This is a genomic window from Pseudoalteromonas sp. SCSIO 43101 (assembly GCF_023650775.1).
GTDB lineage: Bacteria > Pseudomonadota > Gammaproteobacteria > Enterobacterales > Alteromonadaceae > Pseudoalteromonas > Pseudoalteromonas apostichopi.
Map to the genome: position 1 here is coordinate 255,001 of NZ_CP072673.1, position 26,164 is coordinate 281,164.

Genomic DNA, 26,164 nt, shown 5'->3' on the forward strand with positions numbered 1-26,164 from the left:
GCTAAGGTCCCAAAGTCATAGTTAAGTGGGAAACGATGTGGAAAGGCCCAGACAGCCAGGAGGTTGGCTTAGAAGCAGCCATCCTTTAAAGAAAGCGTAATAGCTCACTGGTCGAGTCGGTCTGCGCGGAAGATGTAACGGGGCTAAACTATGCACCGAAGCTGCGGATTCAAACTTTGTTTGAGTGGTAGGGGAGCGTTCTGTAAGCCGTTGAAGGTGTACCGGGAGGTATGCTGGAGGTATCAGAAGTGCGAATGCTGACATGAGTAACGATAATGCGGGTGAAAAACCCGCACGCCGGAAGACCAAGGGTTCCTATCCCATGTTAATCAGGGTAGGGTAAGTCGACCCCTAAGGCGAGGCCGAAAGGCGTAGTCGATGGGAAACGGGTTAATATTCCCGTACTTGGTATAATTGCGATGGGGGGACGGAGCAGGCTAAACAAGCATGGCGTTGGTTGTCCATGTGAAAGTGAGTAGGTTGAGAGTTTAGGAAAATCCGGACTCTTAAGACTGAGACACGAGACGAGCACCTAAGGGTGTGAAGTTGTTGATGCCATACTTCCAGGAAAAGCCTCTAAGCTTCAGATTATACCGAATCGTACCCCAAACCGACACAGGTGGTCAGGTAGAGAATACTAAGGCGCTTGAGAGAACTCGGGTGAAGGAACTAGGCAAAATCGTACCGTAACTTCGGGAGAAGGTACGCTCCTATCTGTGATGAGACTTGCTCTCTAAGCGGACGGGAGCCGCAGTGACCAGGTGGCTGGGACTGTTTATTAAAAACACAGCACTGTGCAAAATCGCAAGATGACGTATACGGTGTGACACCTGCCCGGTGCCGGAAGGTTAATTGATGGGGTTAGTTTTCGGACGAAGCTCTTGATCGAAGCCCCGGTAAACGGCGGCCGTAACTATAACGGTCCTAAGGTAGCGAAATTCCTTGTCGGGTAAGTTCCGACCTGCACGAATGGTGTAACCATGGCCACGCTGTCTCCACCCGAGACTCAGTGAAATTGAAATCGCAGTGAAGATGCTGTGTACCCGCGGCTAGACGGAAAGACCCCGTGAACCTTTACTACAGCTTGGCACTGAACATTGAACCTACATGTGTAGGATAGGTGGGAGGCTTTGAAGCAGAGACGCTAGTCTTTGTGGAGCCGTCCTTGAAATACCACCCTTGTAGTTTTGATGTTCTAACGTTGGTCCCTAATCGGGATTACGGACAGTGCCTGGTGGGTAGTTTGACTGGGGCGGTCTCCTCCCAAAGAGTAACGGAGGAGCACGAAGGTTGGCTAAGTACGGTCGGACATCGTACGGTTAGTGTAATGGTAGAAGCCAGCTTAACTGCGAGACAGACACGTCGAGCAGGTACGAAAGTAGGTCATAGTGATCCGGTGGTTCTGAATGGAAGGGCCATCGCTCAACGGATAAAAGGTACTCCGGGGATAACAGGCTGATACCGCCCAAGAGTTCATATCGACGGCGGTGTTTGGCACCTCGATGTCGGCTCATCACATCCTGGGGCTGAAGTCGGTCCCAAGGGTATGGCTGTTCGCCATTTAAAGTGGTACGCGAGCTGGGTTTAGAACGTCGTGAGACAGTTCGGTCCCTATCTGCCGTGGGCGTTTGAGAATTGAGAGGGGTTGCTCCTAGTACGAGAGGACCGGAGTGAACGAACCGCTGGTGTTCGGGTTGTCATGCCAATGGCACTGCCCGGTAGCTACGTTCGGAACTGATAAGCGCTGAAAGCATCTAAGCGCGAAGCAGGCCTCGAGATGAGTTCTCACTAGACTTTTAAAGTCTCTGAAGGGCCGTTGAAGACTACAACGTTGATAGGCAGGATGTGGAAGTGGTGCGAGCCATTAAGCTAACCTGTACTAATTACCCGTGAGGCTTAACCATACAACGCCAAACGCGTTTTGTGACAGCGTAACAGACAGAAGTTAAGAAACTAAAGTAGACATTTACTTGATATCAGAATTCCGAATTTTAGTTAATTGCTAAGGCGATTAACGACCCAAATTTGCTTGGTGACAATAGCGTTTTGGACCCACCTGACCCCATGCCGAACTCAGTAGTGAAACGAAACAGCGCCGATGATAGTGTGGCATTTGCCATGTGAAAGTAGGACATTGCCAGGCTCCAAATTAAAGAAAGCCCGGTTCGAAAGAGTCGGGCTTTTTTGCGTCTGGAGCTGTCAGCTTTCAGCCGTCAGCTGAAATGTGGGGGTGTTTTTTACAGAGTCTCCCTCAGCAACAAAACCCTGTAGGAGGCACGTCAGTGCCGAATTCAGATCATAACCAACACATTCATGGCTAAAGCCATTCCTACGTGATGCGTTGTCAGACATAAGATGGCATTTGATCTACAGGATTGTTTGGTACTTCAGAGTCTCCCTCAGCAACAAAACCCTGTAGGAGGCACGTCAGTGCCGTATCTAGACCTTAATAAACACATTCATGGCTAAAGCCATTCATACGTGATGCGTTGTCATACATTAGATGGCAGTTGATCTACAGGATTGTTTGCTACTTCAGAGTGTTCCTCAGCAACAAAACGAGTAGGAGGCACGCCAGTGCCGTATCTAGACCTTAACAAACACATTCATGGCTAAAGCCATTCCTATGTGTTGCGTATCTCAGGTGCCAGACATTAGATGGCAGTTGATCTACAGGATTGTTTGGTACTTCAGAGTGTTCCTCAGCAACAAAACGAGTAGGAGGCACGTCAGTGTCGAATCTAGGCCATAACCAACACATTCATGGCTAAAGCCATTCCTACGTGATGCGTATCTCAGATGCCAGAGATTAGATGGCAGTTGATCTACAGGATTGTTTGGTACTTCAGAGTGTTCCTCAGCAACAAAACGAGTAGGAGGCACGTCAGGGTCGAATCTAGGCCATAACCAACACATTCATGGCTAAAGCCATTCCTACAACGACACTTTTCCTAGAGCCTAGAGCCTATATGGCTTATCCTAACTCGCTAACTTTACTCTCACAATTCGCTAACTCATAACCCAAAAACAAAAACGCCAGCATATAGCTGGCGTTTTTAATCTGAAGGTAAGCTTGGTATCATACCAATCCGCAATAATACTTAATCATTTTGAGGGATTAAACCTGTCGCTATCTGCGTTAAAAATTTCTGATTTAGAACAACTAAATAACGAAATTTTTGCCTTGCTATCAACGAGGTTTTATTGCCTCAAAATAGATCACTTAATTAAGCGAATTGGTATTAAGCTTTTGGACCTGCTGATTTGATTGCTTCTGAAACATCGTATTTTGCAAAGTTTTCAGTGAAGTCAGATGCTAGTTTGTTTGCGTATTCTGCGTACTTCTCTTTATCTTCCCATGTGTTGATTGGGTTAAGAAGCTTACTGTCTACACCAGGAACTGAAACTGGTACATCTAGGTTTAGAACATCTATGTGTTGAGTTTCAACATCAGCTAGTTTACCTGATACGATTGCATCAACTACAGCACGTGTAGTTGGGATATCGAAACGTTGACCAGTACCGTAAGGGCCACCTGTCCAACCTGTGTTAACTAGGTAAACTTTAGCGCCGAATTCACGTACACGCTTCATTAGAAGCTCTGCATAAACGCCTGCAGGGCGTGGGAAGAATGGAGCACCGAAACATGTTGAGAATGTAGACTCAATGTCGCTTGTTGAACCGATTTCAGTTGAACCTACTTTTGCAGTGTAACCGCTTAGGAAGTGGTAAGCTGCAGCTTCTTCAGTTAGTACTGAAACTGGTGGTAATACACCGCTCACGTCACACGTTAAGAATACAACCGCTTTTGGCTCGCCAGCACGGTTTTCTACTTTACGTTTTTCAACGTGCTCTAGAGGATAAGCTGCGCGGCTATTTTGTGTAAGGCTTGTATCATGGAAATCTGGTACACGGTTTTCGTCAAGTACCACGTTTTCTAAGATTGTACCGAAGCGAATTGCATTCCAAATAACAGGTTCGTTCTTTTGCGATAGGTCGATACATTTAGCGTAACAACCACCTTCGATATTAAATACGCTACCAGGTGCCCAACCGTGTTCGTCATCACCGATAAGGAAACGAGTAGGATCCGCAGATAATGTTGTTTTACCTGTTCCAGATAGACCGAAGAATAAAGCTGTGTCGCCTGCTTCACCTACGTTTGCAGAGCAGTGCATTGGTAATACACCTTTTGCAGGAAGTAGGAAGTTTTGTACAGAGAACATTGATTTTTTCATTTCGCCTGCGTAGCGCATACCAGCTAGTAGTACTTTACGTTGTGCGAAGTTGATGATTACAGTGCCATCACTGTTTGTCCCATCACGCTCTGGGTCACATACAAATGAAGGTACGTTCATTACCTGCCACTCTGGGAAGTCGGCAGTATTGTATGTTAGTGGTTCGATAAACATGTTTTTGGCAAAAATATGATGCCATGCAGTTTCTGTTGTAACTACAACTGGTAAATAGTGCTCAGGATCAGCGCCAACTTCTAGGTGAGAGATGAAGTGGTCTTTGCTTTTCACGTGTTCTTCTACACGTGCCCATAACGCATCAAACTTGTCTGCATCGAATGGGCGGTTTACGTTGCCCCATTGGATTTCGTTTTCAGTGCTTGGCTCTTGAACAATAAAACGATCTTTTGGAGAGCGGCCAGTGCGTACACCGGTTTTAGCAACAAAAGCACCATTAGCGGCTAAAGTCCCTTCGCCACGACGAATAGCGTGTTCGACAAGTTCAGCTGCTGTAAGATCAACAAAACTAGTAGCGTTTGCAGTCATGTTTATACCTAAATTGTGAGAGATTGAACGGGATAGCTCTGGGGTTCTTAGTTTTCCCTTTTGCTAAAAGAATAGTAACAGAAGGATTAGGGATATTCGAGTGTCTGAAGGGCCTAAAAAGGCATATATTTGGCAAAAAACATGAATAATTTCAATGATACCGGTGTCATAAAATGGCGCTTTTTCATGACACCGGTATCATTATTTTTGATAATTTTTTTTAATAAAAAAGCCGCATCGAATGCGGCTTTAATACAATAATATTTTTAATTGGGTGTATCAGTTAAAAATAGCTTTAATATCCTGTTCGTTAAAAATGTAATCTTTTAAGCAGTAATGGCAGCTAATTTTTACTTCGCCGTTTGCTTTTACATCGGCAAGTAACTCTTCTTGACCTACATTCACTAACGCAGCAATTGTTTTATCTCTGCTACAGCCACAACGGAAACTAATAGATTGTGGCTCGAATAATTGAGGGTTATCTTCGTGGTAAAGTCTGGTTAAAACTGTATTTGCATCTAAACCTAGTAACTCTTCATCTTTAATAGTGTTGCTGATAGCTTCAAGATGAGTGAAGTCTTCAACAGATTTTTCCTTATTCACAGGTAATACTTGTAAGAATAAGCCAGCTGCTTTTGCTGTGTCTGCTGTTACTTCAGTTGCAAACCAAAGACGTGTTTTTAACTGTTCTGATTGCTCAAAATAGTTCTCTAGGCATTTATCTAAGCTATCGTGCTCTAAAGGTACAATACCTTGGTATCGCTCACCTTTAGTAGGCGTAATTGTAATAACCATATAGCCATTACCAATTAAGTCTTTTATTGTGCTTCCTGTCACTTCACCTTGTAGACGTGCTATGCCTCGCATGTTTTGTTTATCGTCACCATTAATTACCGCATATTTAACAGGGCCATCGCCTTGTAGTTGAACGGCAATTTCACCTTCAAACTTTAAAGTAGCTGTTAATAAGCAGGTAGCAACAAGTAATTCACCTAATAAGGTTTGCACAGGTGCTGGGTAATTATGGTTTGCGATCATCTCTTGATAAGTGTTTTCAATTTGTACGAGTTCGCCACGTACATCGAGCTGATCAAATATATAACGATGAAGTAAATCTTGTTGCATGAGTTGCATTACCTAACTTGATTTCATTTTTAACAGTTCACGTCTTTGCTTTTTATCTGGTTTACGATCAGGATGTGGAGCAAAGAAGCTGTTGTTCTTACGGGCGATAGCATTTGCTTCGCGTTTCTCAATACTAGCTTGAGTTTCTTGATATAAGGTTTGTGCAATGGGGGCACCTTGACGTTTTTCAAGGATCTTTTCAATTGTCACGACCTTTTCGTCTACCCCTTGTAGCAGTTTAACTACAGCACCGACTTCAACAATTTTGCTGGGCTTGGTACGTTGTCCATTATAATGTACTTTGCCACCTTGCACCATGTCTCGTGCGATTGAGCGGGTTTTATAAAAACGTGCAGCCCATAACCACTTATCAAGGCGTACGTTTAATTCATCTTGCTTGTCTTGCGACTTATGAGTGTTACCTTTTGACACAATTGTGCTCTTTGAAAGCTGCTTATATATAGGCAAAATTTACCATGAAACTTAATCACAAATAAACAGTCGTAGTAATTCCTTGCAGCCCACTGTTCGTCGAATTTACCTTGTTTACAAAGTTTAATATAAGCGCGCTTGTTGAATGAAAAATGAAAAGGTACTATAGGCCAGCTATCAAGCAGTAAATTAAAATAAGAAATAGAGTTTATGGATCAACACTTACAACAAGTTAAACAGTTTTTGAACGGCTTACCTCATGCCAAGCTAAGTGCATTTGTAGTGCTGTTAGTTGTTGTTTATATTGCTTTTTTATCATCCAAGCTATTTTGGCTTGTGTGGCCGGAGCCCGATACAAGAGCACTGCCTGTAACAGGTGTTAACACCATGGCAAAGCGAGCAGAGACTGTAAGCTCACGTCAAATTATCGAACAGAATTTATTCGGCAAAGTTGTTGTCGAAGCTAAAAAACCTACCTCAAAACAAAATCAAGTTATTAACAACGCCCCTGAAACTCGCCTAAGTATTAACCTAACCGGTATTGTTGCGGTAAGCCAAAATGACCAAGCTGGCCTTGCAATAATCGAATCTCAAGGCAAGCAAGAAACATATGTTGTTGATGATGCAATTAAAGGAACTCGCGCAAAGCTAGCTCAAGTATTACCCGATCGAGTGATTTTAGATGTTAGCGGTCGTTTTGAAACTTTGATGCTGGATGGACTCGACTTTACGAAAACAGTTTCTATGCCCGTATTGGCAGAGCGTAAAGAGTCAGAATTAACCGCAGGTCCGCAGCTTGTCGAAAATAGTGAAATAAATGCGACTGAAGATGAAGAAATAAAAGAAGCGCTTATCGAAACGCGTGAAGAAGTATTAGACGATCCCGGTAAATTATTTGACTATATTCGCGTCTCTCAAGCGATGGTTGATGGTGAGTTAGTGGGTTATCGTTTAAGCCCAGGTAAAGATCCTGCTTTATTCAAGCAGATGGGATTAATGAATAATGATTTAGCTATTGCGATTAATGGCTATCAATTAAATGATTTGAAACAGGCAATGTCAGCAATAAACGAATTACGAAATAGTACTGACGCAAGTATCACTATCGAACGCGATGGTGAACAAATTGATGTGCAATTTAGCCTGCAATAACTAGCTTTGGAGTTTTTATAGAATGGTTCACGCGCTACACCTCACAAAAATCAAAAAAGGGTTAGCTAAATATGCAGCGCTTTTTTTATTAACAGGATTATCGCTTTCAGTTTCAGCTGTTGAGTATGCAGCTAATTTTAAAGGCACTGATATTAATGAGTTCATTAATATCGTAGGTCGGAATTTAAATAAAACCGTTATTATTGACCCAAATGTGCGCGGTAAAGTAAACGTGCGCAGTTACGAGCTAATGGACGAGAAGCTTTATTATCAGTTTTTCTTAAATGTACTCGAAGTTTATGGTTATTCAGCTGTTGAGATGGATAACGGTATTATTAAAATTGAAAAAAGTTCTGATGCTAAAAAGTCGAATGTACCGCTGATCACTGAAGATAACCAAGCCAGTGGCGATATGATGGTGACACGTGTGGTACGTGTTAAAAACGTAAGTGTACAAGAGCTTGGTCCTCTAGTTCGTCAATTTAGTGACCAAAAAGATGGTGGTCACGTTGCAAACTTTAATGCTGCGAACGTGATGATGTTGACTGGTCATGCTGCTTCAGTTAACCGCTTAGTAGAAATTATTCGCTCTGTTGACCAAGCAGGTGATAAGCGTGTAGATATTGTACAGCTTAAATTTGCTACCGCAGACGATGTGGTATCTGTTGTTGAGAATATTTACAAAGATGGTGGCAAGGGAAGCGTTCCTGAGTTCTTAATTCCTAAGGTTGTTGCTGATGGTCGTACTAACAGTGTGATTGTCAGTGGAGAGGCGCAAGCACGTACTCGTGCTGTTGAATTAATTAGCCGTTTAGATGGTGAGTTAGAGAACCAAGGTAATACTAAGGTTATCTATTTAAACTACGCAAAAGCTGAAGACCTTGTAAAAGTACTGCAAGGTGTGAGCAAAACATTAGCCGAAGATGCGCAAGGTGGTGCGACTAAAACTCGTTCTCGCAACCAAAACGAAACAAGTATTGAAGCACACCCTGATTCAAACTCTCTGGTTATTACTGCGCAACCAGATACGATGCGCTCACTTGAACAAGTGATAGAACGTCTTGATGTACGTCGAGCACAGGTACTTGTTGAAGCTATCATCGTTGAAGTGTTAGAGGCTGATGGTATCAACTTAGGCTTGCAATGGATTTCAGAGCAAGGCGGGATGATGCAGTTCAACAATGGTACAACAGTACCTGTTGGATCATTGGCAGTTGCTGCTGAGCAAGCTCGTGATAAAACGATACAAAAAACGATTACAGGTAATGAGACTGGTAATACGACTCCTTATGAAGAAACCGTTGAAGGTGATCTGGGGCCTCTCGGACAACTGCTCGGCGGTATCAATGGTTTAGCAATGGGTATTGTTAAGAACGACTGGGGTGCAATTATCCAAGCTGTTTCAACGGATACTAACTCTAATATTCTTGCTACGCCGTCTGTAACGACTATGGATAACGAAGAAGCGTCAATGATTGTTGGTCAAGAAGTACCGATTATCACAGGCTCGCAAACAGGCTCAAATAACGCTAACCCATTCCAAACAGTTGAACGTCAAGAAGTAGGTGTAAAGCTAAAAGTTACACCACAAATCAATGACGGTTCAGCGGTTCAGCTAACGATTGAACAAGAAGTTTCCAGTGTAAGTGGTGCTACTGCGGTAGATATCTCAGTGAATAAACGTGCAATTAAAACCACGGTTATGGCTGATGATGGTGGTATGGTTGTACTAGGTGGCCTGATTGATGAAGACGTGCAAGAAAGCGTCTCTAAAGTACCGTTATTAGGTGATATCCCGGTACTTGGTCATTTATTTCGCTCAACCAGCACTAATAAGCGTAAACGTAATCTGATTGTATTTATTCGTCCTACCATTGTGCGTGATGGCATTAGTATGAATAAGTTGAGCCACTCTAAATATAACTTTATCCGTGGCGAACAACACAAACAAAAAGAAGATGGTATTGATTTAATGCCGTTGACGGATGCACCAATTCTTCCTGAATGGAATGATGCCTTGGTATTACCGCCAACTTACGAAGAATATCTAAAGCAACAAAACGCGAATGAGCGCAACGATGACTAATGCAATTACAGAAATCAATGATGAGTTAGCACCCGATGTGCCAGCAAATCATGATGAGCTGCTAACAAGCGATGATCTTGTTAGCTTGCCAACCAAGCGTTTGCCATTCTCGTATGCGCGTCGTACAGGTGTATTATTAGGTAAAGATCAGGATAACTGGACTGTGTATTACCGCGGTGAGTTAGGCGTTGATGCATTACTTGAGGTACGACGTATCGCGGGTCATGGTTTTTCACTAGAACAATTACCAGATGACAAATTTGAGTTGTTGCTAGAGGCCTCATATCAGCGTGATAGTTCTGAAACGCAGCAAATGATGGAAGATATCGGTAACGAAGTGGATTTATTCTCGCTTGCAGATGAGTTGCCGCAAACTGAAGATCTACTTGCTGGTGATGATGATGCGCCAATTATTAAACTAATTAACGCTATGCTGAGCGAAGCGATTAAAGAAGGTGCGTCGGATATTCATATCGAAACCTTTGAACAAGAGCTAGTGATTCGCTTTAGGGTTGATGGGGTATTAAAAGAAGTATTAAAGCCAAATCGTAAACTCGCCTCATTGTTGGTGTCGCGTATTAAGGTTATGGCAAAACTAGATATTGCCGAAAAACGTATACCTCAAGATGGCCGTATTAGTTTACGAATTGCTGGTCGTGCTGTTGATGTGCGTGTTTCTACTATGCCATCAAGCTTTGGTGAGCGTGTTGTACTGCGTCTACTTGATAAAAACAACGCACGGCTGAATCTTGAAGATTTAGGTATGACTGAGCGTAACCGTGAATTGTTTGCTGACTTAATCAGTAAGCCCCACGGTATTATCTTAGTAACCGGTCCAACGGGTTCTGGTAAAAGTACCACTTTGTATGCAGGCATGAGCCAAATTAACTCGCGGGATCGTAATATCCTCACTGTTGAAGATCCAATCGAGTACGAGATCCCAGGGATTGGTCAAACGCAAGTCAATACTAAGGTTGATATGACCTTTGCACGTGGCTTACGTGCCATCCTTCGTCAAGACCCTGATGTAGTAATGGTTGGTGAGATCCGTGACCTTGAAACGGCACAAATTGGTGTGCAAGCTTCATTAACTGGTCACTTGGTTATGTCGACACTGCACACTAATACGGCTGCTGGTGCTATCACACGTATGGAAGACATGGGCGTTGAGCCTTTCTTACTATCATCATCGTTATTAGGTGTGTTGTCACAACGTCTAGTACGTACTTTATGTAATAGCTGTAAAGAAGGTCACATTGCCGATGAGCGCGAATGTCAGTTATTGGGGGTCAACCCTGCTGAGCCGCCAACAATTTATCGTGCCGTAGGGTGTGAAGAGTGTAACTTTAATGGTTACCGTGGCCGTACTGGTATTCATGAATTGTTGGTTGTTGATGAAGCAATTCGTGAAATGATCCACAGTGGTAAAGGCGAGCAAAGTGTTGAAAAGTATATTCGCAAACACAGTCCAAGCATTCGTCAAGATGGTTGTAATCGTGTGTTAGCGGGTCGCACTACCTTAGAAGAAGTCTTGCGTGTAACACGTGAGGAAGGTTAATCATGGCAGCATTTGAATACCGTGCCCTTGATGGCAAAGGTAAAGAGAAAAAAGGCATTCTTGAAGCCGACACGGTAAAACAAATCCGCCAAACCCTACGTGATCAGGGTTTAATGCCGTTAGAGGTCGTGGCTGCTGCTGAAGGTGAAAAGCAAGCTAAAGGAGCGAAGAGCTCTTTATTGAGTAGTTTCTTTAAACCAAAAATTTCTACTTCAGATTTAGCTTTGATCACTCGCCAGCTTGCAACCTTAATACAGTCGGCATTGCCTGTTGAGGGAGCCGTAATGGCGGTAGCTGAACAATGTGAAAAGCCGCGTTTAAAGCGTATGTTAATGGCCGTTCGCTCTAAGGTAGTTGAAGGTTACACCCTAGCCGATGGCATGAGCGAGTTCCCGCATGTGTTTGATGATTTATATCGTGCTATGGTGGCCGCTGGTGAAAAATCGGGTCACCTTGATCAAGTTTTAAATCGTTTAGCTGATTACACGGAACAACGCCAGCATATGCGTAGTCAAATAACACAAGCGATGGTGTATCCAACCATCCTGGTTGTATTTGCTATTGCAATTGTGTCGGTACTGTTAGGTACTGTGGTACCAAAAATCTTGAAGACCTTTGAAAAGTCAAAACAAGTTTTACCATGGACAACCGAATGGGTAATGGCAGCTAGTAATTTTGTACAAAACTACTGGTTCATAAGTTTAGTCATTATAACCGCATTAGCTGTGGCAATTAAGCAAGCGCTTAAGCAGCCGCATATTCGTTACTGGTATGACGAAAAAGTGCTTCATTTACCGGGGATTGGTAAGGTTGCACGAGGTGTGAATACGGCGCGTTTTGCGCGTACTTTAAGTATTTTGTCGTCAAGCTCAGTACCACTACTTGAAGGGATGCGTATCTCGGGTGGTGTATTGGTTAACGAGAAAATGAAAAAGTCGGTGCAAGATGCTGCAACACGTGTAAGTGAAGGGGCTAGCCTTCGTGCTTCACTTCAGCAAACCAAACTTTTTCCACCTATGATGCTACACATGATAGCCAGTGGTGAAAAGTCAGGTGAACTTGAGCAGATGCTTGAGCGTGCGGCAAATAACCAAGATCGTGAGTTTGAGAGCATGGTAAACGTGTCTCTGAAACTATTAGAGCCTGCGATGATTGCCTCAATGGCGGTAATTGTATTGTTTATTGTTATGGCAATATTACAGCCGATTATGGCAATGAATAAGGCTGTAGGTCTTTAAATTAGGGAATACTAGAGCAATTAGCAGTTAACACTGTCGCTCTATAATAAATTTTTGAAGAAAGTTAGAGGTATTTTTGTGAACAAACAGTCAGGTTTCTCATTACTAGAAGTCATGGTAGTACTGGTTATCATTGGTATGATCATGTCAATTGTGGCGCCAAATATCATGGGTCAGCAAGAAGAAGCTGCAATCGATAAAGCACACTTAGATATTCAACAAATTGAAGATGCGTTAAGCCTATACAAGCTTAAAAATAAAACGTATCCAACCACAGAGCAAGGCTTAGAAGCGCTAGTGAACAAAACAAGCATTGAGCCAATTCCAAGACGTTTTCCTGATGGCGGTTTCCTTGAGAAATTACCAGAAGATCCATGGGGTAACCCATACCAACTAATCAGCCCAGGAGAAATCGGTAAAATTGATATCTTCTCTATGGGTCCTGATGGTGAAGCAGGTACTGATGATGACATTGGTAACTGGGATGAAGAAAAGTAACAATGCCTAAATTCAGCCAACTGAACAAAGCTTATACACATCAAGGCTTACTATTATGGTAAGCCTTGGTCGTTTGCGTTTGGCTGACCGTGCTAAGCACGCGAAAGGGTTTAGCCTAATCGAGATTTTAATGGTGCTTGTGGTGATTGGTTTTGTCACCAAAATGGTTGCCTACAGTTTTGATGGTGGTGCTGAAGAAGAACTCGAAAAACAAGCTCTCAGATTACACACTACGATTAATATGGCTTCTGAGTTTGCAATTTTAAATCAGGTTGAGTTAGGTTTTCACCTTGACCAAGATACATTTGAATTTTTAGTTTTTGACGGTGATAAGTGGGTTACTTTTGACCGTGAAAAATTGTTTGCCCCAATTAAGGTTGATGAGCGCTTTAAGCTTACTCTTAACCTTGATGATTTAGCCTGGGCACAAGATAACTTGCTTGAGCAGTCAAACTGGCGTGAATTAATGAGCGGTGGTGACGAAGACAGCCTACTTGAGCTAAAAAAGCTCAAAATACCGCAAGTACTTATTTTATCTTCTGGCGAAGTCAGTGCGTTTCAACTGGTTTACGAGCTTAAAGATGAGCGAGAGCCGCAGTATTTTATCGAAGGCGAATTCATGGCCCCGGTAAAGTTTCGTATGGAGCCTGAATAATGAATAAGTCAGCAGGTTTTACCTTACTCGAAGTGATGGTTGCATTGGCTATTTGTGCAATGGCTGGTATTGCCGCAATGCAAGCAACCGGAGAGCACATTAATCATCTTTCGTCGATTGAAGAGCAAACTTATGCCTCTTGGGTTGCTGAAAACGTGATGGTTGAGCAGCGCGTCAAAGGCGAGAAGTGGACAGGTAAAAATGGTGTTAAAGGCACTGAAACATTAGCTGGCTTTGAATGGTATTGGCGTCAGGACGTGGTTCCTACTGCTGATAAAACGTTTGTAAAGGTAACCATTAACGTGTTCGCCGATGAAAAGCTTGAATATCCAGTTTATGAGCTTTCTACTTATTTAAATAAAGGTGATAAGTAGTGAAGCAACGCGGTTTTACCTTACTTGAAGTGATTGTCGCTATGGGGATCTTAGCTTTTGTGGTGTTATCAACTCATCAAATTCTTGATTCAACAACGAAAGCAAAAGAAGCTTCAGATGAAACGATTGCGGAATTAAATGGCTTGCAAACCTTGTTTCGTCTAATGGATCAAGACTTTAGTCAAATGACGAAACGTCAGGTTCGAAACGAAGCGGGTGACTTTCAAGAAACTTATGTTTTAGCTGGTCGCTACGTTCTTGATAGCCAATACGATGGCATTGGCTTTGTACGTGATGGTTGGATTAACCCAATTAATTTACTGCCGCGCTCTGAATTACAAGCAGTTGGCTATCGCGTTATAGATGACAAACTTGAGCGTGTATATCGTGTATATGTCGATCAGTTAGATAACATAGAGCCTCGTTCGCAAGTCATTCTTGAAGATATCGAAGACCTTAAATTTGAATTTTTAGATGACAAAGATGAGTGGCAAGAGCAGTGGCAAATAAAAGCGTTACCAAAAGCTGTTGCAGTTACTATTCAAAAAATTGAACAAGAGCCAATTCGTCGCGTGTTTTTAGTGCCTGGTGAAGGAAAAGTAACAGCCCAAGCAAATGATGGCAATAACGGAACGGGTGGCTAGCCATGACTGCGATTAAACGCTCTAAAGGTGCGGCGCTTGTTATCGTTTTATTCATCGTGGCGCTTGCGGCTATGTTAGCTGTCGAGATGAGCGCTAATTTAATGGTGCAAGTGCAGCGTAGTAGCAATATTCAAAACCATCAACAGGCAAAGTGGTATGCCTTCGCTGCAGAAGAGCTTGCAATTAAGGCACTTAAACAAACTAAAAAAGATGAACCAGATAAAACGCATTTAGAACAAGTTTGGGCGCAGCAGGGAGGGGTACCATATCCGGTTGATAATGGCACCTTGAGTGGCACTATTACTGACTTGCAAGCTTGTTTGAACCTAAATGCATTGCATGTAAAGCCCGATCAACAAACGGATCCAAATAATAAAACTAATCCAGCACATAAGGCATTGTTGGCATTATTAGAAAATATTGAAGATTTACCATCAGATGAGTCTGAAGAAGCTATGGCTGATAGTGTGTTTGATTGGTTAGACGCTGATAGTATTACCTATCGCTCGGGTGCCGAGGAAGATGAATATTTATCTCGACAATACCCATATATGACTGCAAATAGTTATTTTGCTTCGACCTCAGAGCTTCGTTTAGTAAAAGGCTTTAATCCATTAGTAATGGAAAAAGTCTTACCATTTGTGTGTGTGATTCCAGGCAGTGAGTTGCTACAAATAAACGTTAATACACTACCTGTAGAAAGTGCCATTATATTAAGCTCGCTTATTGATGGCTTAAGTCTTTCAGGGGCTGAAGCGGTATTATCATCACGTCCTCAAGATGGTTATGATGATTTAGAAGCATTTTTTGAAGAGGTTAATCAACAAGGCGCACAAAATGTGAAAGCCGTTGAAGACTTATTCAGTATCAACAGTGAATATTTTAAACTACAAACGCAGGCTGAATTTGCAGAGCTGCGTTTTTCGATGACCACCTTACTCCATGCCACTAATGGTACAGTAACGATACTGGCGCGAAAATTTGGAGGCGTACAGTGACAGAGATATTGTTGATCCGTACGGGTCAAACATTAAAAGACAGCCTTAATTGGCTAATTTACTCACCAACAGAACAAGAAATAATTGCCAGTGGCGAAATTGCCAATGCAACACAACTTGGTGAGCTTACAGAGAGAGCGCAATCACGGGAAGTGGTTGTAATATTGCCAAGTGATCAAGTACAACTAAAAACAGTTGCTTTGCCAACCAAGTGGAGCCGCAAGCTAGAGCAAGCACTTCCTTACATGCTAGAAGAAGAAATAGCCTGTGATGTTGACGACTTATTCATAGCGATTGCAGAACCAACACTTATTGATGAGAAGCACGCTATTAACATCGCGATGACCGATCGTGAATGGTTTGAGCAATGGCTGGCTGAGTTCAATGAGCATGGTATCGAAGTATATAAAATACTGCCCGATGCTTTATTGTTACCTGATGTCGATGACAACGCTCAGTTACGTGCTATTGAGCTTAATGGTCAGTGGCTATGTAAACACGGTAACTGGCATATTGCCGCTGTAGAGACGAATTGGCTTGCTGGCTATTTAACGGCATTAGGTAACCCTGATGTTGCACACTTTAGTCCAGCAAAGGGTTTTCCTGATACGGTTAACCTAAATGCTCGAACAGAACAATACGATTTACCATTAGCTTTATTTGCCAAACAATTACCAGAGGTTAATTTTAACCTGCGCCAAGGCGTTTATCAGCTTAAGAAAAAATCAGCGATTTGGTGGGGCTATTGGCAAAAGGCCGCTATTGCAGCTGGTGTAGCGTTAGTTTGTAGTGTCGGTGTTAAGTCACTTGAGCTCTATAAGTTAAATAGCGAACTTGAAGCAATGAAAGCCGAAGTAGTTGCCAATTATCAGCGTGCTTTTCCTAACAAAAAAGTGCGTCCGCAACTTATTCGCAGCCAAATTCGTAATGAACTTGCATTAATCGATGCAGGTAGTACGGCAGGCTTTTTAGATTTGACTAACGATCTGGTCTCGATTTTTAGTCAAGTGAAAGACTTCACACCAGAAACGCTTCGTTATGATCAAGGCCGTAACGAATTACGTATTCGTGCGCGCGGCAAAGATTTCCAGTCATTCAGTAAAGTTAAAGCAATTTTAGAACAGCGTGGCTTAACCGTTGATCAGGGTTCGCTGAATAATGATGGTGATTTTGTCGTTGGTGAAATTAAGTTACGAGGTGCGGCATGAAAAATCAAATAATCAATTATTGGCGCTCGTTAAAAGAACAAGAACAGCAACTTGTTATTGTTGCAGGTGTGGTGTTTGTTATTTTTGTGCTAGTTATGGGAGTCTTTCGTCCACTTAACACGGCTATCGAAAAGGCTGAGCAAGACACTATAAAACAGCAAGAGCTATTAGTTTGGGTTGATGAGAGTATTGCTAAATTAAAAGCAAGCGGTAATGCACGTAGTACGAGCAGTCGTAGTTTAAGCCAAATCGTTAATAGCACCCGTAATCGTTATCAAATTATCATTAGTAAAATGCAGCCGAATGACAATTCACTTCGTTTAACAATTGATTCTGTTGAGTTTAATAACCTTGTTGAATGGCTTGATGAATTGGTTAATTCGCACGGCGTACTAATCGAGAATTTAGATTTAAGTAAAGATGACAAATCAGGCTTTGTGCGTGTAAGTCGTTTGGTACTAGAGAAGTAAACGATGAAAAGAGTTATTTTATTAATCACAGTGTTTGTGATGTGTTTTTTGGTGTTTACGCTGGTAAAAACACCCGCTGCCGTTGCACTTGATTTAGCTAAGCCGCATTTACCAAAGCAATTACAATTAGGTAAGGCCAGTGGCACGCTATGGGACGGCCGCATTATGCAGGTACGTTTTGATGGTGAGCAATTAAATAATGTGCGTTGGCAGTTATCAGGCTGGTCACTGTTCACAGGTAAATTAGTAGGTACGGTGCGCTTTGGCAATCCTCGTGATAAAGCGGATATATCTGGTCATGGTGATTTTACATATGGTCTCTTTAACCAAACAGTCACTGTGAAAAAGACTACTTTACGCTTAACGGTTGAACGTGCCATGGAGCGTTTACAACTCCCTTTACCGATTAGTGCACAAGGCCGCGTAATAGTTGATTTAAACGAGTACAGCTCAGGTCAGCCTTATTGTGAGAGTTTAAGCGGTGAAATCGCGAGCCCTAACATTGATGTCAAAGGAATGAACAACTGGTTTAGTATTGGTCCTCTGAGCGGCCGTTTAAGTTGTAAATCGGGTGATGTAGCAGTACTTGTAGACCCAGAAAACCGTTTAGGACTTGAAGCTGATGCAGTATTAAAAGCGAATCTAGACTTTAAAGTAGCTGGCTATATTAAACCTGAAGCAAGCTTACCAAAAGAAGTGCATGATGCAGCTAAGTTCCTTGGTCGTCCTGATAACGAAGGCCGTTATCCGCTTAACTTTTAAATTGGATTAATTGAATAGTATGCAATTACCTGAGTTTTCAAAGCAGCAAAGCGAGCTTCTAAGTCAGTTTTTAGCGCAGCATCCAGATGCGCTTACTTTGGCGCAAACCCAAGGTTACTTGTTTGCCGTGATTTGTGCTCCTGAGCCGCTTGATGTTCACCAGTGGTTAGAAGAGGTTGCACCAGGCTCTGATGGGCAAATGGATGAGCAAGTATTGTTTGCATTTATGGCCTTGTATCAGCAGATCAGCGAGCAAGTATTTGAAACGGGTTTTGCATTACCTGTGAGCCTGCAGCTGAGCTCTCAAGGGCAACAATACCTAGATATTCAAGAATGCCAGCATTGGAGCCAAGGTTTTATGCATGGTGCACAAGGCTACGTTAATAAGCTACTAAGTGCTCCACATTTAGCTGATGAACTTAAAGAAGCGTTGGCTACCGCGCTGCAAAGCTTAGGCTTTTTTACTCTTGAAAGTAGTGAAATTGCAGCCCTCGCAACTGAGCATGGTTTATCTGAAGGGCAATTATGTCAGCAGCAGTATGAAGTGATGAATGAGTTTGCCGCTGGCTTTGCAGAACTTATTGAAGTTGTTGCTGTAAATAGCCAACTTTATAACGATGAGGGCTGGAACTAACCCAGCTCTAATAGGATGTCTGTGCAACCTTTGCTACAGCGTACAACGCCTTTACCTGGCTGATCAGTTTTTAAGTCTAAGGTAAGGGCGCCTTTACACACTTCACAGTATAAGGTTTGCCCTTTACCAAGCTTTTTTAAAATATTGCGCTGTTTTGCGAACGAATCGCTGGTTTTTTTGTTTAAAGCAGAAAAGTCCATTACTTGTTTAGCCTTTCCTCAAGCGCATTCGAGACAATACTACATACTCGGTTTAAGCGGTCACCATAAAAATACAAGTTAATGTCTTTTTCACGGCAGTAGTGTAAGTGAAAAATTTGCAGCTTATCGTCTGTTGTAAATGTGTCCTCAATATATTCAAGCTCTGAATTAGATAAATTGAGTTGTGACTTAATATTATTTTTTGCCATATTCGCCGCGGGACTACGATTAATTTTACTCGCATCAGATAGTAATGATACGCCATCTCCTAGTAACCTTTCCCTAGGCTCTTTGATCAAAGGGTGATCAATCGTGAAAAGTGCTAAAATAATAAGCACTAAAATAAGAAATTTTTTCATAGCACAATAATCTTTGATCTAAATAAATACGGTATAGGTGCAAGTTTAATAAAATGGTCGTTTTAAAAGCAAGCAGATACGATTAAATAATTAAAATGTCGTATTTTCGATCAATCCCTGAAATTTTTTATAGATTGAGTATAATGCTTTATAGATTTGAAGTTTCAGAAATCTTTGAACGTAATGAGATGTATTCTGATTTGCCTAAGAGCTTAGAGAACCATCTGCTATAAACATATGTTTGAATGTTATTTCCTAGTGGCGTTGAGGAATTTTAATGGATAAACAGATTAAGGTTAAAAATATCCCAACGGAAGTGAAAATCCAGAAACCGGAAAATGCTTCCCTCGATGATAGATTTAATCCACGCAACCGTATTTATGTTCGAGCTGTAACTGGCTTACATCAATTGCTCAGACAGCGAATTGGTTTTGTCGGTATGCTTGCGTTTATGTTACTACCTTGGATTAATTTCCACGGCCAACAAGCTGTATTGTTCGATTTGGTAGGGCAAAAGTTTAACATTTTTGGCTTAACGCTTTGGCCACAAGACCTGACAATCCTTGCCTTTATTTTAATGTTGGCGGCTTTTGCTCTTTTCTTGGTAACTACTTTCTATGGTCGGGTTTGGTGCGGTTATACCTGTCCACAAACCGTTTGGACCTTTATTTTCATTTGGTTTGAAGAAAAGTTTGAAGGTAGCGCTAATCAGCGTAAGAAACTTGATCAACGCCCGATGGATTTTGATAAGTTTTGGCGAAAAAGTGCTAAACACGGAAGTTGGTGGTTATTCTCACTTTATACCGCATTTACCTTTGTTGGTTATTTTACGCCTATCCGCCAACTATTACCTGATCTGTTTACTCTTGATGCAACAGCATATTCATATATTTGCTTAGCCGTATTTGCGGTGTGTACCTATGGTAACGCGGGTTGGATGCGCGAAATTATGTGTTTACACATTTGCCCATACTCTCGCTTTCAATCAGCTATGTTCGATAAAGATACCTTCACAGTAAGCTATGATGAAGCGCGTGGTGAGAGCCGTGGTCCACGTTCACGCAAACAAGATCCAAAAGAACTTGGTTTAGGTGACTGTATTGACTGTAACTTGTGTGTTCAGGTTTGCCCGACGGGGATCGATATTCGTAATGGTTTACAATACGAATGTATAAATTGTGGTGCGTGTATCGATGCATGTGATGGGGTGATGGATAAAATGAATTACCCTCGCGGACTTATTTCCTATACCACAGAGCGTAATTTAGAAACACCAGATAACAAAACCCATGCACTTCGTCCTAAGTTAATTGGCTATCTCGTCATCTTAGTGCTGCTAACTGGGGCGCTGGTGGCGAACATTGCAATGCGTAAACCTATGGACTTAGATATTATTCGTGACCGTAATCAGTTATACCGTGTTGACTTTAATGGTTTAGTTGAAAATACCTATACATTAAAGGTTATCAATAAAGCGCAACATGAGCAGACATTTAATATTCGTGTCGAAGGGCTTGATAACTTTGAGTACATAGGCAAACAAACATTCACTGTGCCTTCTGGTGAATCATACAATGTACCACTGTCATTGGTTGTTGACCCTTATGATTTGAAAAAGCCAATGACAAAGTTTGAGTTTATACTTTCTGTCGATGGTGAGCCTGATGTGCAGATTTCACAGCCGAGTAACTTCTTTAAGGCACGATAATTAAGTACACTGAGTAAATGAATAAAAAGCGGGATTTTCCCGCTTTTTTTATATGATGAGACATTATGAGTAAATTTAGTTTTGTTGACCTTACACCCGATTCAATTTTAGATGCAGTTGAAAGTATCGGTGTCTATGCTGAATCAGGACTGCTGGCATTAAATAGCTACGAGAACCGTGTTTATCAATTTAAAGCAGAAGATGGCCAACGATATGTTGTTAAGTTTTACCGACCAGAACGCTGGAGTAAGGCGCAAATCTTAGAAGAGCATGCGTTTGCATTTGAACTTGCTGAGGCCGAAGTGCCGGTTGTTGCGCCTGTTATTATCGAAGGGCAAAGCTTGTTTGAGCATAATGGCTATTTGTTTACGTTATTCCCTAGTGTGGGTGGCCGCATTTTTGAAGTTGATAATTTAGATCAACTCGATGTGCTTGGCCGTTTAATTGGTCGAATGCACCAGGTAGCAAAAGCAAAGCCATTTGAACATAGGCCTGTGATCAGTTGCGAAGAATATCTTCAGACAGCTAAAGTTCAGTTACAGGCAAGTAACTTGGTGCCAATGACATTAGAGAACGCCTTCTATACAATTTTAGATTTGGTAATCAAAGAAACCACACAACAGTATAAAAATGTTGAAACTATCCGCCTGCACGGTGACTGCCATGCTGGTAATATATTGTGGTCTGGTGATGCATTGATGTTCGTTGATTTGGATGACAGCCGACAAGGACCTGCCATTCAGGACCTTTGGATGATGCTCAGTGGCGATCGTAACAACCAACTGTTACAGTTAGACACTTTAGTGGCTGCCTATGAAGAATTTTGTGACTTCGATCACAGCCAATTAAAACTGATAGAACCACTCAGAGCGATGAGAATGGTGCATTACATGGGGTGGTTGGCAAAAAGATGGGATGATCCAGCATTCCCACGGAACTTTTCATGGTTTGCTGAAGACAAATACTGGGAGCAGCAAATACTAGCGTTAAAAGAACAGCTTGCAGCGCTACAGGAAGCACCATTAAAATTATTACCATAAATTTTTAAAAGCTAATAAAGACGAGAAAATAATGTTTAAAAAATTAAAGTTAAGTCTACTCATTTTATGTTTACCTTTTGCAGCCCTTGCTGCTGATTTTGAGGCAGGTAATCAATATGAAGTTTTAAAAGTTGAGAAAAGTGCAACACCGCAAGTAACCGAGTTCTTTTCGTTTTATTGCCCACACTGTTTTCAGTTTGAGCCTGTAGCAAAAGCATTAACTGCAAGTCTTCCTGAAGGTACCGAGTTTGTAAAAAGCCATGTTAACTTTTTAGGTGGTGTATCTAAGCAAACACAAAGTAATTTAAGCTATGCCTACTTAATTGCTAAGCAGCATGGCAAAGCAGAGCAAGTTGCTGACCAAATTTTTAATAGCATCCACAGACAACGCGCTTTACTTAAAGACATGAAAGACGTTAAAGCATTACTTGCGACCAATGGTATTAGCAACGATGTGTTTGATGCTGAAATTGCAAGCATGCCAGTGATTAGTGCTGAAAAAGCGATGCAAGATAAACAGCAAAAATATTCTGACATGGGTGCGTTAACAGGTGTGCCTACTTTTATCGTAAATGATAAATATAAAATCAATTTAAATACCATCAAAAGCCAGCAGATGCTTGATGAGTTAGTCGAATTCTTATTAAAACAATAATTTTGGAGTAAAGAAGTAATGATCAAGTTAGTAAAAGCTGTATTAATGGCTGCCACGCTAGGTTTAGCGGCAAATGCCTCAGCTGCTCAATATGAAGAAGGTAAGCATTATGAAACGATTGATGCACGCGCTTCTAAAAAGCCTGAAGTAAAAGAGTTCTTCTCATTCTACTGCCCACACTGTAATAACTTCGAGCCAGTAGTGAAAGAGCTTAAAACACTTCTTAAAGAGGGCGTAAAGTTCAAAAAGAGTCATGTTGATTTTTCAGGTCCTCGTGACCCAGAGATTCAAACCATCTTAGCGCAAGGTTATGCGACGGCTAATGTGTTACCACAGAAAGACGCGTTAGTAGCCGCTGTGTTTAATCATATTCACGGTAAGCGTGCACGTATTAACGAACTAGCAGACATGAAAGACATCTTCGTTTCACAAGGTGTATCGGCTGAAGATTTTGATAAGTACTACAACAGCTTCTCTGTACGTACTATGGCGTCTAAAATGAAACGCGACCAAGAATACTACCAACAAAAAGGTGCTTTAAAAGGCGTTCCAACTTTTATTGTTAATGGTAAATATCGCGTGATTATAGGTGCGGATTCAGGTATTAGCGATGCAAAGAGCATGGCAGACTTAATTAATTACCTAGCTGATAAATAAGTTTAGTTTAATTAAAATTAAAGCTCCGCACGCGGAGCTTTTTTTATTGGTAAAGCAAATGCAAAAAATACTAGTTTCAAGCTGTTTGTTAGGAAACCATGTTCGTTATGACGGGCAATCGCAAAATTTACTTCATCCTGGCTTAGAAACTCTAAAACAGCAGGGAAGGCTTATTGCATTCTGCCCTGAAGTAGCTGGTGGCTTACCTACACCAAGGCCGCCAGCAGAAATTAAATTGGGAAGAGTACTCACCAAAGATGCGCAAGATGTCACAGTGCAATTTGCTTATGGTGCAGAACAAGCTCTTAAACTTTGCCAAAAGCAAGGTATTCGTTATGCCTTGTTAAAAGAATCAAGCCCGTCATGTGGTCGCAATACGATTTACGATGGTAGTCATTCTGGAAGGAAAATTTCAGGGATGGGGTTAACTGCAAAGCTGTTAACTGACAACAATATAGAAGTGTTTAGTGAGCAGCAGTTGCCAGCACTATTTAAAGCGCTGGCAGACTAATTTTATTTACGCTGTAAAAACACACCTGATTCAATGTGGTGGGTGTAAGGGAATTGATCGAAAATAGCAAAACGCTTTACTGCATGGGTTTTGCATAAGTGGTCAAGGTCACGCTCTAGGGTATCTGGATTACACGAGATATAAATAATATTGTCGTAGTTCGCAACTAGGTCACAAGTCAGTGTGTCCATGCCAGCACGTGGTGGGTCCACCAAGATTGTTTGGCAGTTATAGCTTTTCAGATCAATGCCATCCAAACGAGAGAAAGTGCGCTCGCCTTTCATTGCTTGAGTGAACTCTTCACTCGACATACGAATGATATCTAAGTTTTCAACCTTGTTCTGCGCGATATTGTATTGTGCAGAGTAAACCGATGATTTTGAAATCTCAGTCGCTAATACGCGGTCGAATGAATCTGCAAGAGCAATGGAGAAATTACCATTCCCGCAATATAACTCCAGTAAGTCATTGCTAAGTGGTTGGCAAAGCGCTTGTGCCCACTCTAGCATCTTGATGTTCACTTTCGCATTAGGTTGAGTAAAGCTATTTTCGACTTGTTGATAGATAAGCTCTTTACCGTTTACGTTTAAACGCTCAATAACGAAATCATTACCAATCACTTCTTTTTGCTTGCGAGCACGGCCAATAAAATCAATTTTAAACTGTGTGCTAAGTTTTGCTTTAAGCTCTTTAATAGCTTGTAGCCACTGCTCATCTAATTGTTTGTGGTATAACAAACTAACTAGAATCTCGCCACTTAAGCTTGAAAGATAATCGATTTGAAACAGCTTGCGACGCAGAACTTCATTGTCTTTTAAGTTTTCGATCATGGCTTGCATGACTTCACCCACTAAAGGCGCTGCAGGGTCAAACTCGTCAACACGGATCTTTTCTTTAGTTTGTTGATCAAACATGATGTGAAAAAGGTCTTCACCTTCATGCCAGACACGAAACTCTGCACGTTGGCGGTAATGAATAGGGTCAGAGCCAAACACTTCTAATTTATCGACCCCAAAACGTCTAAACTGTGAGGTGATGCGCTGCTCTTTCTCACTCAATTGTGCATCATATTGAGTTGTATCAATTTTTATAACCGCCATGGCTGATTACCTTTTATCTCTTAGCTTTATAACGGCGCTATTGTAGGGAGCGCTGAGGATTTGTCTAGTTTTGTTATTTATTTTAGTGTCGTTTTTTTATACAAAAAACTTAAGTTCTGTGGTTTTTGGCCGATAATGAGTTAACCATAACATGGAGTCGGATCATGAAAATTGGCAACCTAGGCTATATGCCTAATACAAATGTGAATAAATACAATGGCAAACAGGCATTGCAGCAGCCTACTATTCAAAATCGTCAAGATAGTTACCAGCAACGAGGCCGAGAGCTGGCTGCTAAAGTTCTTGATGATAAACTTGCTGAGGCACTAGGTTTACCTAAAGCCGAAGAGAAAAAAGATAAACCACTGTTCGACTTTGAAGAGATCGTTAAAAACGTTCTCGACTTTGTTGGCGGTGCGCTTCGCAAAGCAAAAGCAGATGGTGCTGATGATGAAAAGCTCAAAGGTATGCTTGGTGATGCACGAAAAGGTGTACAAATGGGCATCGACGATGCTTATGATGAGCTAAAAGGGTCAGGTATTCTTAATGATGACATCGAAGAGGGTATCGAAAAGTCTAAAGAAGGTATCTATAAAGGTATTGATGAATTAGAAGAAGACTTGTTCAATCCTAAACCAAATTCGGTTTCAGTAAGCCAGGCCCAATACGTTAGTTTAAGTAATAACGCAGAATACACTTTCACTACTGCTGAAGGTGATGAAGTGAGTATTAGCTTTGCTGATGCATACGAAAGTAAGTCAGCAAGCGGCTATAGCAAAAATGGCGATAACGAAGCGTTTGTCAGTGAATCTTCTCAATCACGTGACTTATCATTCTCGATGACAGTCAATGGTGATTTAAATGAGCAAGAGCAGCAAGCTATCAATGAATTGATGGAAGACTTGCAGAGTGTTAGCGAAACATTCTTCTCTGGTTCATTAGAAGACGCCTTTGAACAAGCTAAAGAGTTGAACTTAGGTAACGAGCAACTCGTTGGCTTTACCATGGATCTGAAACAAACAAAAACAGTTGCTGCTATAAAAGGGTATGAAGAATATAAACCATCCCCTGAAAAAGAAGTCGCTGATAAAATAGCGCCATTTAATGACGATTTGAAACAAGCGTTCAATAAAGCGGGTGAGTTAGGTTTGCAAAATGAACTTGCTGGTATCTTACAATGGTTAAACCAAGATAAAGAAGAAGTAAGCAAGCTGGTGGATTATACCAAAGCAATGTTTGAACAAATGAATAAACTACGTTCGGCAACTGAAGAAGCTTAACCCTTTCTTTATTTTTATATAGCTGCATGGCAAACTGCT

25 protein-coding genes and 2 rRNA genes (1 of these 27 cut by a window edge) are annotated in these 26,164 nt (G+C 41.6%); 21 read left to right on the forward strand and 6 right to left on the reverse strand.

Annotation, left to right across the window (positions count from 1 at the left end; translation table 11 throughout):
* A 23S ribosomal RNA gene (locus J8Z25_RS01250) occupies positions 1 to 1,904 on the forward strand (it extends 979 nt beyond the left edge of the window).
* Positions 1,905 to 2,028: 124 nt separating this feature from the next.
* Positions 2,029 to 2,143, forward strand: a 5S ribosomal RNA gene (gene rrf / locus J8Z25_RS01255).
* A gap of 1,099 nt (positions 2,144 to 3,242) precedes the next feature.
* Here rrf and J8Z25_RS01260 read toward each other — a convergent pair.
* The 3 genes from J8Z25_RS01260 to hslR all read right to left on the reverse strand — a co-directional run bounded on the left by J8Z25_RS01260 (position 3,243) and on the right by hslR (position 6,341).
* Positions 3,243 to 4,781, reverse strand: a complete 1,539-nt coding sequence (locus tag J8Z25_RS01260) for a phosphoenolpyruvate carboxykinase (protein WP_167659200.1) — start codon at positions 4,779 to 4,781, stop codon at positions 3,243 to 3,245.
* A 279-nt stretch (positions 4,782 to 5,060) separates the two neighbouring features.
* Complete coding sequence (gene hslO, locus J8Z25_RS01265) at positions 5,061 to 5,906, reverse strand: Hsp33 family molecular chaperone HslO (RefSeq protein ID WP_167659201.1); 846 nt, start codon at positions 5,904 to 5,906, stop codon at positions 5,061 to 5,063.
* 12 nt (positions 5,907 to 5,918) lie between these two features.
* On the reverse strand, positions 5,919 to 6,341 hold the full coding sequence (gene hslR, locus J8Z25_RS01270) for a ribosome-associated heat shock protein Hsp15 (protein ID WP_130052210.1): 423 nt from the start codon (positions 6,339 to 6,341) through the stop codon (positions 5,919 to 5,921).
* A gap of 207 nt (positions 6,342 to 6,548) precedes the next feature.
* Between hslR and gspC the strand changes: the two genes are divergently transcribed.
* The 13 genes from gspC (at position 6,549) to J8Z25_RS01335 (ending at position 18,615) form a co-directional block, all read left to right on the forward strand.
* Positions 6,549 to 7,490: a type II secretion system protein GspC gene (gene gspC, locus J8Z25_RS01275; RefSeq protein WP_130049935.1), complete on the forward strand. Its 942-nt coding sequence runs from the start codon at positions 6,549 to 6,551 to the stop codon at positions 7,488 to 7,490.
* A 22-nt stretch (positions 7,491 to 7,512) separates the two neighbouring features.
* Positions 7,513 to 9,576: a type II secretion system secretin GspD gene (gspD, locus tag J8Z25_RS01280; RefSeq protein WP_130049934.1), complete on the forward strand. Its 2,064-nt coding sequence runs from the start codon at positions 7,513 to 7,515 to the stop codon at positions 9,574 to 9,576.
* Positions 9,569 to 11,134, forward strand: a complete 1,566-nt coding sequence (gene gspE, locus J8Z25_RS01285; protein ID WP_284693406.1) for a type II secretion system ATPase GspE — start codon at positions 9,569 to 9,571, stop codon at positions 11,132 to 11,134. The genes gspD and gspE overlap by 8 nt, the downstream gene beginning before the upstream one ends.
* 2 nt (positions 11,135 to 11,136) lie before the next feature.
* Positions 11,137 to 12,372: a type II secretion system inner membrane protein GspF gene (gene gspF / locus J8Z25_RS01290; RefSeq protein ID WP_130049932.1), complete on the forward strand. Its 1,236-nt coding sequence runs from the start codon at positions 11,137 to 11,139 to the stop codon at positions 12,370 to 12,372.
* Between the two features lie 78 nt (positions 12,373 to 12,450).
* A complete protein-coding gene (gspG, locus tag J8Z25_RS01295) occupies positions 12,451 to 12,870 on the forward strand; it encodes a type II secretion system major pseudopilin GspG (protein WP_130049931.1) in 420 nt (139 codons plus the stop codon).
* A gap of 55 nt (positions 12,871 to 12,925) precedes the next feature.
* Complete coding sequence (locus J8Z25_RS01300) at positions 12,926 to 13,525, forward strand: prepilin-type N-terminal cleavage/methylation domain-containing protein (protein WP_130049930.1); 600 nt, start codon at positions 12,926 to 12,928, stop codon at positions 13,523 to 13,525.
* On the forward strand, positions 13,525 to 13,899 hold the full coding sequence (gspI, locus tag J8Z25_RS01305; RefSeq protein WP_250661545.1) for a type II secretion system minor pseudopilin GspI: 375 nt from the start codon (positions 13,525 to 13,527) through the stop codon (positions 13,897 to 13,899). Before J8Z25_RS01300 ends, gspI begins: the two co-directional genes overlap by 1 nt.
* The gene (gspJ, locus tag J8Z25_RS01310; protein ID WP_250661546.1) at positions 13,899 to 14,543 is read left to right on the forward strand and encodes a type II secretion system minor pseudopilin GspJ; all 645 of its coding nucleotides are present in this window, start codon (positions 13,899 to 13,901) and stop codon (positions 14,541 to 14,543) included. The genes gspI and gspJ overlap by 1 nt, the downstream gene beginning before the upstream one ends.
* Before the next feature lie 2 nt (positions 14,544 to 14,545).
* Entirely contained in the window at positions 14,546 to 15,541 is a 996-nt protein-coding gene (gene gspK / locus J8Z25_RS01315) for a type II secretion system minor pseudopilin GspK (RefSeq protein WP_130049927.1), read from the forward strand.
* Positions 15,538 to 16,749 carry a type II secretion system protein GspL gene (gspL, locus tag J8Z25_RS01320; protein WP_250661547.1) on the forward strand — a complete coding sequence of 404 codons (1,212 nt, stop codon included), beginning with the start codon at positions 15,538 to 15,540 and terminating at the stop codon, positions 16,747 to 16,749. The genes gspK and gspL overlap by 4 nt, the downstream gene beginning before the upstream one ends.
* Complete coding sequence (locus tag J8Z25_RS01325) at positions 16,746 to 17,219, forward strand: type II secretion system protein M (RefSeq protein WP_130049925.1); 474 nt, start codon at positions 16,746 to 16,748, stop codon at positions 17,217 to 17,219. Before gspL ends, J8Z25_RS01325 begins: the two co-directional genes overlap by 4 nt.
* Before the next feature lie 3 nt (positions 17,220 to 17,222).
* The gene (locus J8Z25_RS01330; protein WP_250661548.1) at positions 17,223 to 17,981 is read left to right on the forward strand and encodes a type II secretion system protein N; all 759 of its coding nucleotides are present in this window, start codon (positions 17,223 to 17,225) and stop codon (positions 17,979 to 17,981) included.
* Positions 17,982 to 18,000: 19 nt separating this feature from the next.
* Positions 18,001 to 18,615 carry a YecA/YgfB family protein gene (locus J8Z25_RS01335; protein ID WP_130049923.1) on the forward strand — a complete coding sequence of 205 codons (615 nt, stop codon included), beginning with the start codon at positions 18,001 to 18,003 and terminating at the stop codon, positions 18,613 to 18,615.
* Here J8Z25_RS01335 and J8Z25_RS01340 read toward each other — a convergent pair.
* Together J8Z25_RS01340 and J8Z25_RS01345 are read right to left on the reverse strand one after the other, a co-directional pair.
* Entirely contained in the window at positions 18,612 to 18,815 is a 204-nt protein-coding gene (locus J8Z25_RS01340) for a hypothetical protein (RefSeq protein ID WP_130049922.1), read from the reverse strand. The two genes, J8Z25_RS01335 and J8Z25_RS01340, sit on opposite strands and share 4 nt — an antisense overlap.
* Entirely contained in the window at positions 18,815 to 19,174 is a 360-nt protein-coding gene (locus J8Z25_RS01345; RefSeq protein ID WP_130049921.1) for a hypothetical protein, read from the reverse strand. The genes J8Z25_RS01340 and J8Z25_RS01345 overlap by 1 nt, the downstream gene beginning before the upstream one ends.
* A 277-nt stretch (positions 19,175 to 19,451) precedes the next feature.
* Here J8Z25_RS01345 and ccoG point away from each other — a divergent pair, with 277 nt between their 5' ends.
* The 5 genes from ccoG to J8Z25_RS01370 all read left to right on the forward strand — a co-directional run bounded on the left by ccoG (position 19,452) and on the right by J8Z25_RS01370 (position 23,745).
* Positions 19,452 to 20,882 (forward strand): cytochrome c oxidase accessory protein CcoG, encoded by a 1,431-nt coding sequence (gene ccoG / locus J8Z25_RS01350; RefSeq protein ID WP_130049920.1) that lies wholly within the window; start codon positions 19,452 to 19,454, stop codon positions 20,880 to 20,882.
* A 65-nt stretch (positions 20,883 to 20,947) separates the two neighbouring features.
* Positions 20,948 to 21,922 (forward strand): serine/threonine protein kinase, encoded by a 975-nt coding sequence (locus J8Z25_RS01355; protein ID WP_130049919.1) that lies wholly within the window; start codon positions 20,948 to 20,950, stop codon positions 21,920 to 21,922.
* A gap of 31 nt (positions 21,923 to 21,953) precedes the next feature.
* Complete coding sequence (locus tag J8Z25_RS01360) at positions 21,954 to 22,577, forward strand: thiol:disulfide interchange protein DsbA/DsbL (protein WP_130049918.1); 624 nt, start codon at positions 21,954 to 21,956, stop codon at positions 22,575 to 22,577.
* An 18-nt stretch (positions 22,578 to 22,595) separates the two neighbouring features.
* Positions 22,596 to 23,234, forward strand: coding sequence for a thiol:disulfide interchange protein DsbA/DsbL (locus tag J8Z25_RS01365; RefSeq protein WP_130049917.1), 639 nt, complete (start codon positions 22,596 to 22,598; stop codon positions 23,232 to 23,234).
* A gap of 58 nt (positions 23,235 to 23,292) precedes the next feature.
* On the forward strand, positions 23,293 to 23,745 hold the full coding sequence (locus J8Z25_RS01370; protein WP_250661549.1) for a 2-thiouracil desulfurase family protein: 453 nt from the start codon (positions 23,293 to 23,295) through the stop codon (positions 23,743 to 23,745).
* Between the two features lie 2 nt (positions 23,746 to 23,747).
* Here J8Z25_RS01370 and trmA read toward each other — a convergent pair whose 3' ends face one another.
* Positions 23,748 to 24,845 (reverse strand): tRNA (uridine(54)-C5)-methyltransferase TrmA, encoded by a 1,098-nt coding sequence (trmA, locus tag J8Z25_RS01375; protein ID WP_250661550.1) that lies wholly within the window; start codon positions 24,843 to 24,845, stop codon positions 23,748 to 23,750.
* Positions 24,846 to 25,009: 164 nt separating this feature from the next.
* Between trmA and J8Z25_RS01380 the strand changes: the two genes are divergently transcribed.
* Positions 25,010 to 26,125, forward strand: a complete 1,116-nt coding sequence (locus tag J8Z25_RS01380; protein WP_130049914.1) for a DUF5610 domain-containing protein — start codon at positions 25,010 to 25,012, stop codon at positions 26,123 to 26,125.
* Positions 26,126 to 26,164 lie beyond the last annotated feature (39 nt).